Genomic DNA, 13,399 nt, shown 5'->3' with positions numbered 1-13,399 from the left:
GGCGGGGAGGGAGGGATTCGAACCCTCGAGGGGGTTGCCCCCCTAGCGGTTTAGCAAACCGCCGCACTAGGCCACTATGCGACCTCCCCATGACAATTACTGGAGGGGGCGGTGGGATTCGAACCCACGGGACGCATTACTACGTCCTTCGGTTTTCAAGACCGACGCAATAAACCGGACTCTGCCACGCCCCCGCTTGGCTGGCCGGCATAAAAAATGGCAGGCGGGACAGGACTTGAACCTGCAACCGGTGGATTTGGAGGCCACTGCTCTGCCAATTGAGCTACCCGCCTTCGCGCCTTATATCCTACCATATCCAGCCAATTTTGGCAAGAGCGGGAATGGCGGAAAGCGCCACCGTTAGATTAACGATCCTGCCAATGTGACATGCGGCAGTAGGACTGCCGCACGCCAGCGCACCATCCCGTTCGCGCCCCGCTGCCGTAAATAGCTGGACACTGCTGCCAACGTGACATGCGGCAGTAGGACTGCCGCACGCCAGAGTATCCGCCCGTTTACGCCGCCTTGCCGCCGCAAGCGGCGGCAGCGAGGAACGTAGTTCGCTCAACCGCTTCAATACCCTTCTGGAGCGTGGTAGCGTTCGAGGTTCTGGAAGCGGGTGGTGCGCGACTCGAAGCGGAGCGGGATAATGCCGAGCGGGCCGTTGCGGTGCTTGGCAATATGGATCTCGGCAATCCCCTTCTTGTCGGTCTCTTTATCGTACAACTCTTCGCGATAGATGAACATCACGATGTCGGCATCTTGCTCGATCGAGCCTGACTCGCGCAGGTCGCTGAGCATTGGTACGTGGCTCTGGCGGCCTTCGACCGCGCGCGAGAGCTGCGAGAGCGCGATCACCGGCACGTTGAGTTCGCGGGCCAGCGCCTTGAGGCCGCGGCTGATGTCGCTCACCTCTTGAACGCGGTTGTCGGTGCGGCGGCCTGACATGAGTTGCAGGTAGTCAATCATCACTAGCGTGATGCCCACTTCGCTGTGCAGGCGGCGCGCGCGCGCGCGCACGTCGGTAATGCTGAGACCGGGAGTATCTTCGATATAGATCGGCAACTCAGACAACACGCCCAACCCCTCGATCGCCAAGCTCAGCTCTTCGCCGCGCAGATTGCCGGTGCGCAGCCGTTGCATGTCAATGCCGGTATGCATGGCCAGCATGCGCTGCACCAACTGCTCACGGCTCATCTCAAGGCTAAAGATGGCTACCGTACCGTTGGCTTGGAAGGCGACGTTATAGGCCAGCGAGAGCGCAAGCGAGGTCTTGCCGACGCTGGGCCGGGCCGCAAGAATGATCAGGTCGCTCGGCTGCAAGCCGCCGGTCAGCTCATCGAGATCGTGGTAGCCGGTCGGCACGCCGATCACCTCGCCGCGCCGTTCTTGCATCGACTCGATCTGGGCAAAGAGGGTATTGACCACGCGGCCAATGTGGACGAAATCCTGATTGTTGCGCCGTTGCGAGACGGCGAACAACTCGGCTTCAGCTCGATCGAGCGTCTCTTCCAGATCGCTCGCTTCGTCGTACCCCATCGCCGCGATCCGCCCGCCGGCCTCGATCAGGCGGCGCAGCAAGGCCGCACGCTCGACGATGCGGGCATAGTATTCGATGTGAACGGCGGTCGGCACCTCGGTGACTAGCTCACTCAGCATAGTGATGCCGCCGATCAGCTCAAGCTGGCCGCGCCGGCGCAATTCGGCGGCGACAGTCGCTAGATCAGCCGGTTCGCGCCGGTTGTAGCACGCCAGCATCGCCTCGTAAATCAGCGCATGCTTTTCGAGGTAGAAATATTCGGAAGGGAGCCAGCCGGCGACCGCGATGATGGCGTCACGTTCGAGCAAGATCGAGCCGAGGGTTGCCCGCTCGGCTTGCAAATCAAACGGTACGCTGCGTTCGAGGCGATCTTCCCGCTTTTCCACCGTTTCCCCCCCCGTTGCCCACCGGTTATCCACATCATCTGGATAAAACGCCAATGTGCCGCAAATTGCGGCACATTGGCAAGAGGTGCTGTTGAACGTTGCACGGACGGTTATTCGCCAACCACGACAACCTTGAGTGTGGCCGAAACCCCACTGGCAAGTTCGACCGGAACCTCGTACTCGCCGGTGCGCTTGATCGGATCTTCGAGCGCGATCTTGCGCCGGTCGATTTCGATGCCGGCCACTTCGTGCAGCTTGGCGGCAATATCGGCATTGGTCACCGAACCGTACAGCCGCTCTTGCTCGCCGACTTTGACCACAAAGATCAGCGTCAGCTCAGCCAGCTTGGCGGCCAACGCCTCGGCATCTTTGCGCGCCGCCTCGGCTTTGCGCCGCTGCGCGGCCAACCGCTCTTCGGCTTGCTTGATCTGGCTCTTGGTCGCCAGCACGGCAAACCCCTTCGGCAGCAGATAGTTACGGCCAAAACCGCCGCTCACATCTTTGATTTCGCCCGCTTTGCCCAGATGCTCAACATCTTGCACGAGCAATACTTTCATTTTCTTTGCGCTCACGGCGCTCTCCTTTACCTACACTGGTTATAAGCAACGGCCCTTATCTTACCATGACCCGGCGCGGATCGTCAACGATAGATCACCGGTGCATACGCGCGGTAGAGCGTTGTCGCCACGCGCAAGGTGACGGGGATGCTTTGCGTGCCGGCGCTGCCGGCGTTGACCGTGATCGTGGCGGTGTAGTTACCCGGCGTCAGGCTGTTCGGATCGATCCGGTAGCGCAATAGGCTGGTATGGCCGCTGCCGCTGGTTGTTTCAAGCGTGAGCCAGCTCGCGCTGCCGCTCGCCGTCCAATTGATACTGGTGGAACCGAGATTCTGCACCACGAGCGCGTAGCTCGTCGCCGGATCGGTTGCCAGCATAGGAATAGTTACACTTGCCGGCGTAACCGCTAGTTGCGGCGGCGTATCTTGGCGCAGATAGACCGGCGTGCCGCTGAGCGGAATTTGAGCCTGCCCGCCACTGATCGTTAGTGGCAGCGTCGCCCCGTCACGGCTGAGCAGTTGCGCGCTGCGACCGGCCTCAAGCGGCATGGTACGCGTCTCGGCGCTGCCGGTCGTCCACAAGAGATCAACCAGCGCGCCGGTCGCGGTTTGGAAGCGGAGATGGTAACGGGCGGCGGGGATAAGGGCGTTGTTTTGATGGACATAGCTATGTAATGGCCCAAAACCAGTAAACGTTGCCCTGCCAAGCTGCGCCGTAAGGGTAGCGTAGGCATTAGCGGCGAGCTTGCGGGTATAGCCTTGGCTCCGATTGCGCAGCAAGGCCATGTTGCCCCACAGATCACCGGCTGGGCTATCAAACTTATCTTCAAGCTGGAACCAGTTGATATGCTGCACGCCTAACGCGAGCGCAATACCGTGGCTTCGCACCAGCCAATCGGCTTGCTCTTGCTCGCTGCGACAAACGGCTGAAGCAGGCGTGCAGGTCGACCACCCCAGCTCACTGATCCAGAGCGGCACACTTGGCCCGCGCTGGGAATCGAGCCAGCCACGGGCATTGCTGATCCGCCCCCACAGTGAGACCAAGCCGTACAAACCAGCCCGATCCGGAGCGGTATCAGGCATAAAGGGGTGAATCGCTAGCGCATCGAAGCTGGTTTGGGCGGCAGGCGCCGCCGCAAACGCTGCGCCGAGAAACTCGAGCCCGTCGCGATTGCCGCCAGTGCGCGTACCGCCATCAAAGATGTAGACGCCGCCGGTAGCGACGATGGCAGTTGGATCGGCCTCCTTGGCTGCAGCATACCCCGCCGCTAGCAACGCGCCGTATTCGTTCGCCTCACCCGGCCACGTCGCCCAGTTATTCGGTTCATTCCAAATCTGCCACACTGCCACCCTTGGTGAGCCGGGAGCATCGTTCAAACCATCGCCATCGTAGCGTTCAACCGCGACGCGGACAAAATCGGCGAAATCTTGCGGATTAGCTGGCGGGCACCAGTAGTTGAGAGAGCCGCTGTTGCGCGTGATCCGGCTGCCGCAATCAGTGACCCGCGCCCACCCCGGCGTCGTCAGCAGCATCCCGATAATGCCGAACCCGCCATTCGCCGCCTGCGCCAACGCGGCATCCATCAGACCCCATGTAAAGGCGCCCTTGCTAGGTTCGAGATTAGCCCAACTGATCTCTTCACGCACCCACTCGGCGCCGAGTTCGCGGGTGGCGTTGATCAACGCCGCCAGATCATCGTTGCGGTTCTGCGGCAATCGTTCCAAGCCGCTGAAGTAGGTATTCATTCCGAATGTGGTCAGGCGGGGAGGTTGGCCGGGAGCGGCCAGACTGGCAGTTGGCCATGCCACGAGCAAGATTGCGCCAATCAGGCAGAGGCAGTACAGACAAAACAATCGTTGGCGCATAACCATAGTCCTATCAATGGCGACATGATTGGCGACTGGCGTGCCATTGCATGCCAGTAGTGTAATAGACGAGCATAACCAGCAGAGAACGCCGGAACACGAAGGCAGGGCAATGCCTCGATAAAAAACTAGGCGAATTATAACAGAACGTCACCTACCACGCCTATACCTGTCATCCAACTGACATCTCAACCCGCTACGATAGCAACGTCCCGTACAAAACCATGCACGAGGAGACGCTTATGTATCGCCGTTACGGGAAACGTCTGCTTGATCTGATCATTGTCATTCCGGCGCTGATCGCACTCGCGCCTCTGATGGCGATAATTGCCTTGCTGGTGCGGATCAAGCTTGGTCACGGCGTATTCTTCCGCCAGCACCGGCCCGGCTTGCATGGCCGCCCATTTGAGATGCTCAAGTTCCGCACTATGACCGACGCGCGCGATGCGCAGGGCCGGCTGTTGCCCGACGAACAACGGCTGACGCCGTTTGGCCGATTCTTGCGCAGCGCCAGCCTCGACGAACTGCCCGAACTGTTCTGCGTACTGCGCGGCGAGATGAGTCTGGTCGGGCCGCGCCCGCTGTTGATGCAGTATCTCGAACGCTACACCCCAGAACAGCGGCGCCGGCACGAGGTCTTGCCGGGCATTACCGGCTTGGCGCAGATCAACGGGCGCAACGCCCTCTCGTGGGAGGAGAAGTTTGCCTACGATGTGCAATACGTTGATCAACTTTCGCTCTGGCTTGATCTCAAGATTCTGGCTCTCACCCTCTGGAAAGTATTTAAGCGCGAAGGGATCAGCCAACCGGGTCACGCCACCGCCGAAGAGTTCATGGGAACGCCGCCATTGCCGCCCGCGCAGCCGCGCGCAGCGAGTAGTGATTAGCACGGGGCGCCAGCCGCTGGCCCGTTTTGGCCCCTCGCTGCGGGCGAGCCGCCCGCGCTTCACGCGGGCTTGTCGTGATGAGAACCGGGCGCGGGCTGCCGGCCCGCCATCGGGATTATGGAGTGCAAGCCGCCCGCGTTCTGTACACACTGGCCTGCCGGCGTGTTACCTGCTACACAAACATTGATCACTATCATCTTGCTTATGGATCAACGCATTCTGATTATTGGCGCCGGCGGACACGCACAGGTAGTGGCTGATATCCTCTTACAGGCAGCAGCCAATGGCAGTGAACACCGTCCGATCGGCTACCTCGACGACGACCCGCGCCGGCATGGGCAGCAAGCGTTAGGGTTGCCGGTGTTCGGGCCAGTAGCAGCGTTGGTTAGCATCCCACACGACGGGATTGTGATCGCCATTGGCGACAACCGCACGCGCGCCCGCCTTTTCACCGCATTGACAGCGCGTGGTGAACAGGTGGTCAGCGCCATCCATCCCTCGGCAATCATTGCTGCCGATGTCACCATTGGTCCCGGCACGATGATCTGCGCCGGCGCGATCATCAATCCCGGCAGCGTCATCGGCACCAATGTCATCCTTAATACTGGTTGCACGATTGATCATCATAACCAGATCGGCGATCATGCCCATATCGCCCCCGGTGTCCATACCGGCGGCGAAGTCGTCATCGGCACTGGCGCGTTGATTGGGATCGGCGCAATCGTAATGCCCCGGCGCCGGGTCGGCGCGTGGAGTGTCGCTGGCGCTGGGGCATTGGTGCAACGTGATGTAGCCGATGAAACGGTGGTGGCCGGTGTGCCGGCGCGCCCACTATCGGGACGCACGGCGTGCGTCCCATAAATATATTGAGGAGGTCATCCGTGCCCATTCCCATGTCTTCACCCGACATCACCGCAGCCGAAATCGCCGCCGTCAATCAGGTCTTGCAAACCAGCTATCTTAGCATCGGTCCCCAGATCGTCGCCTTCGAGCAAGCTATGGCCCAGTACGTTGGCCTCCCGCACGCCGTCGGGGTCAATTCCGGCACTAGCGGGTTGCACCTCTGTTGCATCGCCGCCGACGCGCGCGATGGCGATCTGGTCATCACCACCCCCTTCTCATTCATCGCCTCAGCCAACAGCATCCTCTACGAACGGGCGATCCCGGTCTTCGTCGATGTCGATCCGGCCACCGGCAATATTGATCCAACCCTCGTCGCCGAAGCTGCCGCCGATCTGAAGCGCGGCGGCGCAGCGGCGGCACGCTGGCTCCCTCGCCGGCATGGCCCGATCGGCGCACTCAAAGCAATTATGCCAGTGCATGCCTTCGGCCAACCGGCTGATATGGATCCCATCAACGCCGTTGCTGCTGAATATGGCTTGCGCGTGATCGAAGACGCTTGCGAGGCGATCGGTTCAACCTACAAAGGACAGATGGCCGGCACGCTTGGCGATGCGGCGGTCTTCGCCTTCTATCCCAACAAACAGATGACGACTGGCGAAGGCGGCATGATCGTTACCCGGCCTGACGATTGGGCCGCACTCTTCCGCTCGTTGCGCAATCAGGGGCGCGATGTCTTTGATGCATGGCTCAACCACACCCGCCTTGGCTACAACTACCGGCTCGACGAACTCAGTGCGGCGCTGGGGGTTGCCCAACTGCACCGGATTGAAGAACTGATTGCCCGGCGAGCGCAAGTGGCCGCGTGGTATCACGAACAACTGGCCGATCTCGAGCTGGTCGAACGGCCTCAGCTCAGCCCGCACACCACCCGGATGAGCTGGTTTGTCTACGTGGTACGGATTCTGCCGCCAGCCGATCGCAATACCGTGATGCAACGGTTAGCCGCCGCCGGCATTCCGAGCCGGCCCTATTTTACGCCGATCCATCTGCAACCCTTCTACCGCGACTTGTTTGGCTATGAGCGCGGTGATTTTCCGGTCACTGAACAACTAGGCGAGCGATCGCTGGCGTTGCCGTTTTCTAGCGTGATGCAGGAAGAACAGGTTGCCGAGGTGGCAGGCTGCCTACGGATGGCGCTTCATGCATGATTAGAAAAATATACCCCATTCTAACAAGATTCTCATCATTGGGGCAGCGGCTCACATCCCTTGTTCACCTACAACCCGTAGCATGCAAACAGCGACCGGCAACGAATGAGCAGCGTTCACCTTTCCAGCCTCCTCACACCAACGCTGCATTTTCCTGTAGCAGCAACCGGAAAGGAGCCCGGCTTGAAACTCATTCCCTCATCACCTCTTCGCAATCGTTATTTTTTCTTTCTCGATCTCGTTCTACTGCCATTAGCAGCATACTTGAGCTTTTGGGTGCGGCTCGATCAGATGCCGGCAGGCCCCACTTTAACTGGTTGGCTCGTACTAACTGTGATTACGACGCCAGTACATTTGCTGGTTTTCCGACGGTTGGGCATCTATTCCCGCTATTGGCGCTACGCCTCGATCGACGAATTGTTGCTGCTGATTTCAGCCATATCCTTAGCAATGATCACGGCCACACCGATTGCGTTCTTGGTGGTCAGTATCACCCCGTTAGCCCTTGTGCCGCGCTCGGTGCCAATCATTTTCTTTCTGTTCGGATTAGCAGCGACCATTGGGCCGCGCCTCATTGTTCGCTTGCTTTGGCACCGCTATACACTTAAGTGCAAGCGCAAAGGAGAATTAAACGGCAAGATGCAGCGGGTGCTCATTATGGGCGCTGGTTCGGCGGGCATGATGATTGCGCGCGAGCTGCGCGATAATCCCCAATTAGGCATGGTAGTCGTTGGTTTTCTTGATGACGATCCGCTCAAGCACGGCATGCATATCTACGGCGCGCCGGTCTTGGGCAGTCGCTTCGACATTCCACGGCTGGTTCGCGAGCACAATGCCCACTACGTCATTATTGCGATGCCATCGGCGGCTGGCAAAGATATTCGCAGCATCGTCGAACTCTGCGAACGCACCAACGTCAAGACCAAGATCATGCCCGGTCTTTATGAAATGCTCGATGGCAAGGTGAGCGTTAACCAATTGCGCAATGTGCAGATCGAAGATCTCTTGCGCCGGGCGCCGGTGCAAACCGATATTGCCGCCGTGTATAACCTGTTACAGGGCAAGCGAGTAATGGTCACCGGCGGCGGCGGTTCAATCGGCTCGGAACTCTGCCGCCAAATCCTGCGCGCTCAGCCGGAAGAGCTGATCATCCTCGGCCACGGCGAGAACTCGGTCTTTACCATCGAGCAGGAGCTACGCCGGATCGCGCCGCCAACAACCAAACTGACGACTGTCATTGCCGATATTCGCTTCGCCGAGCGAATGATGTATATCTTTGAGAAGTACTGCCCAGAGATCGTGTTCCATGCCGCCGCCCACAAACATGTACCGCTGATGGAACTCCATCCCGCTGAGGCGGTCACCAACAATGTGCTCGGCACCCGCAACTTGCTCAGCGCCGCAATGCAGGTGCATGTCAGCCATTTCGTGATGATTTCGAGCGATAAGGCGGTTAATCCGACCAATGTCATGGGAGCGACCAAGCGCGTGGCTGAGTTGCTGGTGCATGAAGCTGCTCGCCAGAGCGGGCGCTCGTATGTGGCGGTGCGCTTCGGCAATGTGCTCGGTTCACGCGGCTCGGTAGTGCTAACCTTTAAGCAGCAGATCGCGAGCGGCGGGCCGGTGACCGTGACCCATCCCGACATGCGCCGCTTCTTTATGACCATCCCCGAAGCGGTGCAGTTAACCTTGCAAGCGTCGGTGTTGGGCAAGGGCGGCGAGGTGTTTGTGCTCGATATGGGCGAACCGATCCGGATCGTTGATCTGGCCCGCGATATGATTGAGCTGTCGGGATTGCAGGTTGGGCGTGATATTGATATCGTCTTTACCGGTCTGCGCCCCGGCGAGAAGCTCTACGAGGAGTTGTTTGTCGAGGGCGAAGAATACGAGCGCACCAGCCATGCGAAGATCTTTATCGCCCACAACGCCGCCAAACTGGTGCCAAAGGCGTTGGCTGACCAGATCCGGATTCTCGAACTTGCTGCATTTCGTGATGATATCCCTGTAGTGTTGCGCACGCTGCACCGGCTGGTGCCCACTTTCAAGCAACCGGAGCCGGCGCCAATGACCGAACCCAAACCGCGCGAACAGGCAGTGGGAGAGCCGCTGTGGAAACGGCAGCTTGCGATTGATTAGGTCGATGGTTAGTAGGCAGACGAGACTCTGATACCTTGCCAGCCGGTGATACCCTATGAAGTTCCGCCGTCTCATCATTATCACGCTACTCATTTGCGTTGGCATTGCCATCTTCCCGCACCATCACCAGCCGCAGGCGACAGCCCAGCCGCTGGCTGCCGGATTGAGCGCCCAGATCGCCGCCGATGGCCGCGTGCTCATCACCATGTCCGGACGGTTTGCGCTGGTCTTTGCGCCAGCGGGCATCAGCGAGTGGCGCGATCTGCGCCGTGATCCGTCTGGCAACCGCAACCTGATTGCCCCAGCCAGCACCCTGATCACCGTTCAAACCGCGACCGGTGCATCGCTATCTGCACCGCCGGCATTGGTGCGTGCGTCGCCGCTGCGCGCCTTGGTGCGCTATGAGTACGGTAGTCTGGTGATGACGTATGAGGTGTGGGCTGGCGGGCAGATAGCCATCAATGTGACTGGCGGGAAGGCAACGATCACCGGCCCGCATCTTATTCCTGATGCCAGCGCCGGCGCCGCGTTGCAACCGGTTAAGCTCACGCCGGCTGCCCAACATTGGCTGCTCTACCTTGACGCATGGGCAGTTGACGAATTGCCCAAACTTGCGGCTGAACCGGCATTGGCTGGCGTGACCACCAGCAGCAACGCTGGGCTGGCGGCTACCAGCCCTCTCACGATCACGCCGCCGGATGGCGTCGTGCGCTATCCGCGGTTCCGGGTGAGCAATTGGACGGGCGGCGATCCCCTTGTGCAGCGCGCCGGGGTGACACTGGCGCCGGGAGTTGATTATCTGGCTGAGTATGACGATGAGAACAGCAATCTGATTGTACAGTATCTCCACTTGCTCCCGCCCGGTTCCGCTACCAATCGCACCTTTATCATCCGCCCGGCGCAAAGCGAGCCGATACTCTCGCTCGCCATTCTCGACCCAAATGGCACGCCGCGCCCGCTTGATCCAGTCACAGGGATGCTCATTGTCGATGCCGACTTGCCCGCCGGTGTAGCGCCAGCACCCGGCCCGCTAACGACCAAAGATGTCTTCCAGATCCCATACATCCAGACTGATCCGGTTTTACGGTTGCAAGCAACTGTTACCGACCCGCCCGCCGGTTTCGATGGGATTCGCTTTACCTTCAGCGGCCCCGGCTTTACCCAAACGATTGATGACACTGTTGCCGGCGATGGTTTCACTGCAACGGTGACCCTGCCCCGCCGGGCCGAATATAGCGCCACGGCTACGATCCTCGTGAACGGCGCGCCGGGAACGCTCAACCGCGCGATTGATCCAGTGGGGTACGGTCGCGTGTTCGTCAGCATCGGCGACTCGGTCACTGCCGGCAAGTGGGGCTTTTATCGCCTCCCACCAGAATCAAGCCTCACCGGATCGAGCGACGGCTATCCCTTCACCAGTCCGCCCAACCCCAGCAGCAGCTACCCGCGCAGCACCGATGGCCGCAATTATCCGCAATCCGATAATACCCAGACCGATAGCGCCAGCTACCAAAATATCTACTATGCCGGCTACCAGATCGAGCTTAATAATCGACTGGCCATGTGTCTCAATAGCCCGGTCTTCATTCTCAACGATGGCTTCAGCGGCATCCGCGCGGCCCGCGATCTCTATGGCAATACCACCGGTTCAGACCGGATCGGCGTGAACGGCTATATGAATGTGTTAGGCAAAGCGGCCATCTACCGCCAACACATCGCCGATCTCGGCGCTGAGCAGGTGTTGTTGCAAGTGGGCACAAACGACGCCACCGCCGTATCAACCACCAATCTTTACAACAACCTCATGCCGGCCAGCGTTTACAAAGAGGATTTGCGCGCCGTGGTCACCGCCTTACGCCAAGACCGGCCCAGCCTCGCGCTCTGGATCGCGCGCTTGCCATGGCGGAATGACGGCACTGCCTCCCAAGCTGCAACCCGTCGCGCTACCACGCAGACCTTTAACCAGAGCATTGGCGAGCTGGTAGATGAACTTGATGACAGCGCCCCAATCCGGCTTGGCCCCGACTTTTACAGCTATTTCGCCGCCAATCAGAGCCAAATCATGACGGTGAACCCCAGTAACGGCAGCGCCGATAATCTCCATCCCAATGCCGCCGGTTTCAGCGCGATGGCCGAGTTGTGGGCTAACGTGCTCTGCGCCGATCTGCCCCGCGAGCCTGATCCATCCCCCACACCAACCAACACGGTCTATATTCCCACGGTAACGAGCACTGCTTCACCCACCTTGACCGCCAGCCCCACGGCCACCGTCACCGCCAGCCCCACGGCCACCGTCACCGCCAGCCCCACGCCGGAAGGAGCGCCACCGAGTCAAAACACGCCGGCGCCGATCTACATTCCTCTGGTTAACCGGTAACATCGTGAGGCAAGGACACGGATCATCACGGATAGGACGGTGAACGCCTATCTCCATTTGACCACAGCTTGCGTGAGGTATAGATCCATCCCCATCCGTGTCCACTGCTCCCTGCCACGTTCAAGAGGGAGATAGAACACCTGACCGATACACTATCATTGACTGCTACGTAATGCCTTAAAGCTTGGCATTGTGCGCCCCTCTCCCGCGCCAGTGGGAGAGGGGCTGAGGGTGAGGGTGAAACGGCACATTCCAACGCCATCAATAGTGTCTGCGCTCATGTATTCTGCCCATCGCCAAACCCCTGCTACAGATGTGGTCAAATGGGTACTAGGCAACCAATTTCGACCTCATTTCGCCCTCGCTACACCCGGCGCAGCAATTCGAGCAACGCTGCGGCTAGCTTCTGGCCATCGTGGCGCAACACCCGCACTGCCCGGCTCTGCAGGGGATTATCGAGCGAGGTGGTGTATTGGATCACTGCTGCTGCGAGATCGGTTTCGATCACCATGCTACCCTCGATGATCACGCCGCGTTGGCCACGCGTATCACCGGGTAGCGCCGCCAGCTCTTCGTAATCTCCCGGATCGAGGTAGACCGGCGTCTGATTTGCAGCGGCATAGATGCGCGTTGTTTCAGGATCGATCCGCTGCACATTGACCAGCACATAATCCGGGGTAATGCCGGCGTATTCTTTGATGGCGCGAATATGGTCGGCAACCCGAAAGCCGGTCGTGCGTCCGGGCTCGGTCATCAGATTGCAGATGAAAATCTTTTTCGCGGGGCTGGCTCGTACTGCCTCAGCAAATTCAGCTAACAGAAAGTTGGGCAGAATGCTCTCGAACAGGCTGCCCGGCCCCAACACGATCGCATCCGCCTCACGCAACGATTCGATCGCCACTCGCGTCAGCGGCGGCGGATCGGCTTGGGTCAGACGCAGGTGCTGCACTTGCCGCTCGGCCAATTCGGGATGCAAATAGATATGCCGCACATCGATCAGCGTGCCGTCATCAAGTTCGGCAATGACTTCGAGCGGGATCGGGGTTGGCACCACGTAATAGACATTTGGTTGATTGAGCAACCCCGATGCCCGGTAATAATATTCGACCGGATCGGTGACCGGCACGATGCAGGTCATACGATCAACCTGTTCGCTCAAGCTCGATAACACCAGCATGCCGGCGCCACCCGAAATCACTGCAATCCGGCGCGGTCGTTTGGCGCGGTCGTAGCCTAACACCAGTTCGCCATCGGCGGGTAATTGGCTCGGACGGGGGATCACGACGACTCCGCTCAACTGCCAGATGCCGCCGGCCAACACCAACAGACCCACGCCAAGCAGCAATATGCCACGCAATGGGCGCGGCAGAAATTGCAGGGTGAGCCACCACACCACTTCGGGCAGCCCTTCAATCGTGCGATAGGCGTGAATGAAGAGATACGCCACCCCAAGCGACAGCAACACGATCCCGGCAAAGGTGAGCGAGAGCGAGGGGAGCAACTGGCGCAGTGCGCTCAGACGATTGATGATCTGTTTCATGCTGTCTTTGCTTGCTTGTCGTCAGCATTGTGCGTAGCGATTGGCCGGCGCGGCAGGCTG

At 59.7% G+C, this 13,399-nt stretch carries 9 protein-coding genes and 3 tRNA genes; 5 read left to right on the top strand and 7 right to left on the bottom strand.

The window, feature by feature from the left end; all coding sequences use genetic code 11:
- Positions 1 to 2 precede the first annotated feature (2 nt).
- The 6 genes from U9R61_RS06050 to U9R61_RS06025 all read right to left on the bottom strand — a co-directional run bounded on the left by U9R61_RS06050 (position 3) and on the right by U9R61_RS06025 (position 4,348).
- Positions 3 to 89 (bottom strand) — tRNA-Ser (locus U9R61_RS06050).
- Between the two features lie 11 nt (positions 90 to 100).
- Positions 101 to 194 (bottom strand) — tRNA-Ser (locus tag U9R61_RS06045).
- A 23-nt stretch (positions 195 to 217) separates the two neighbouring features.
- Positions 218 to 293: transfer RNA gene (locus tag U9R61_RS06040), tRNA-Trp, on the bottom strand.
- Between the two features lie 280 nt (positions 294 to 573).
- Complete coding sequence (gene dnaB, locus U9R61_RS06035; protein ID WP_322487919.1) at positions 574 to 1,926, bottom strand: replicative DNA helicase; 1,353 nt, start codon at positions 1,924 to 1,926, stop codon at positions 574 to 576.
- A 110-nt stretch (positions 1,927 to 2,036) separates the two neighbouring features.
- On the bottom strand, positions 2,037 to 2,483 hold the full coding sequence (gene rplI, locus U9R61_RS06030; protein ID WP_322487921.1) for a 50S ribosomal protein L9: 447 nt from the start codon (positions 2,481 to 2,483) through the stop codon (positions 2,037 to 2,039).
- A gap of 83 nt (positions 2,484 to 2,566) precedes the next feature.
- Positions 2,567 to 4,348 carry a BACON domain-containing protein gene (locus U9R61_RS06025; protein ID WP_322487918.1) on the bottom strand — a complete coding sequence of 594 codons (1,782 nt, stop codon included), beginning with the start codon at positions 4,346 to 4,348 and terminating at the stop codon, positions 2,567 to 2,569.
- 242 nt (positions 4,349 to 4,590) lie between these two features.
- Here U9R61_RS06025 and U9R61_RS06020 point away from each other — a divergent pair, with 242 nt between their 5' ends.
- The 5 genes from U9R61_RS06020 (at position 4,591) to U9R61_RS06000 (ending at position 11,799) form a co-directional block, all read left to right on the top strand.
- On the top strand, positions 4,591 to 5,235 hold the full coding sequence (locus U9R61_RS06020; protein ID WP_322487917.1) for a sugar transferase: 645 nt from the start codon (positions 4,591 to 4,593) through the stop codon (positions 5,233 to 5,235).
- A gap of 204 nt (positions 5,236 to 5,439) precedes the next feature.
- Positions 5,440 to 6,096, top strand: a complete 657-nt coding sequence (locus U9R61_RS06015) for an acetyltransferase (RefSeq protein WP_322487916.1) — start codon at positions 5,440 to 5,442, stop codon at positions 6,094 to 6,096.
- Positions 6,097 to 6,116: 20 nt separating this feature from the next.
- Positions 6,117 to 7,286: a DegT/DnrJ/EryC1/StrS family aminotransferase gene (locus tag U9R61_RS06010; RefSeq protein ID WP_322487915.1), complete on the top strand. Its 1,170-nt coding sequence runs from the start codon at positions 6,117 to 6,119 to the stop codon at positions 7,284 to 7,286.
- 183 nt (positions 7,287 to 7,469) lie between these two features.
- Positions 7,470 to 9,422 carry a nucleoside-diphosphate sugar epimerase/dehydratase gene (locus U9R61_RS06005; protein WP_322487914.1) on the top strand — a complete coding sequence of 651 codons (1,953 nt, stop codon included), beginning with the start codon at positions 7,470 to 7,472 and terminating at the stop codon, positions 9,420 to 9,422.
- A 55-nt stretch (positions 9,423 to 9,477) separates the two neighbouring features.
- A complete protein-coding gene (locus U9R61_RS06000; RefSeq protein ID WP_322487913.1) occupies positions 9,478 to 11,799 on the top strand; it encodes an SGNH/GDSL hydrolase family protein in 2,322 nt (773 codons plus the stop codon).
- Between the two features lie 364 nt (positions 11,800 to 12,163).
- On the opposite strand, the gene U9R61_RS05995 is transcribed toward U9R61_RS06000, so the two are convergent.
- Complete coding sequence (locus U9R61_RS05995) at positions 12,164 to 13,339, bottom strand: gluconeogenesis factor YvcK family protein (protein WP_322487912.1); 1,176 nt, start codon at positions 13,337 to 13,339, stop codon at positions 12,164 to 12,166.
- Positions 13,340 to 13,399: the final 60 nt, after the last annotated feature.

Source organism: Chloroflexus sp. (assembly GCF_034431535.1).
Taxonomy (GTDB): Bacteria; Chloroflexota; Chloroflexia; order Chloroflexales; family Chloroflexaceae; genus Chloroflexus.
The sequence above is the reverse complement of the archived record's forward strand: the minus strand, read 5'-3'. Positions and strand labels throughout refer to the sequence as shown.

What these genes read in the sequence shown, in the direction of transcription:
- rplI (WP_322487921.1), bottom strand. Translation starts at nt 2,483, where the DNA reads ATGAAAGTATTGCTCGTGCAAGATGTTGAGCATCTGGGCAAAGCGGGC.
- U9R61_RS06025 (WP_322487918.1), bottom strand. Translation starts at nt 4,348, where the DNA reads ATGCGCCAACGATTGTTTTGTCTGTACTGCCTCTGCCTGATTGGCGCA.
- U9R61_RS06020 (WP_322487917.1), top strand. Translation starts at nt 4,591, where the DNA reads ATGTATCGCCGTTACGGGAAACGTCTGCTTGATCTGATCATTGTCATT.
- U9R61_RS06015 (WP_322487916.1), top strand. Translation starts at nt 5,440, where the DNA reads ATGGATCAACGCATTCTGATTATTGGCGCCGGCGGACACGCACAGGTA.
- U9R61_RS06000 (WP_322487913.1), top strand. Translation starts at nt 9,478, where the DNA reads ATGAAGTTCCGCCGTCTCATCATTATCACGCTACTCATTTGCGTTGGC.
- U9R61_RS05995 (WP_322487912.1), bottom strand. Translation starts at nt 13,339, where the DNA reads ATGAAACAGATCATCAATCGTCTGAGCGCACTGCGCCAGTTGCTCCCC.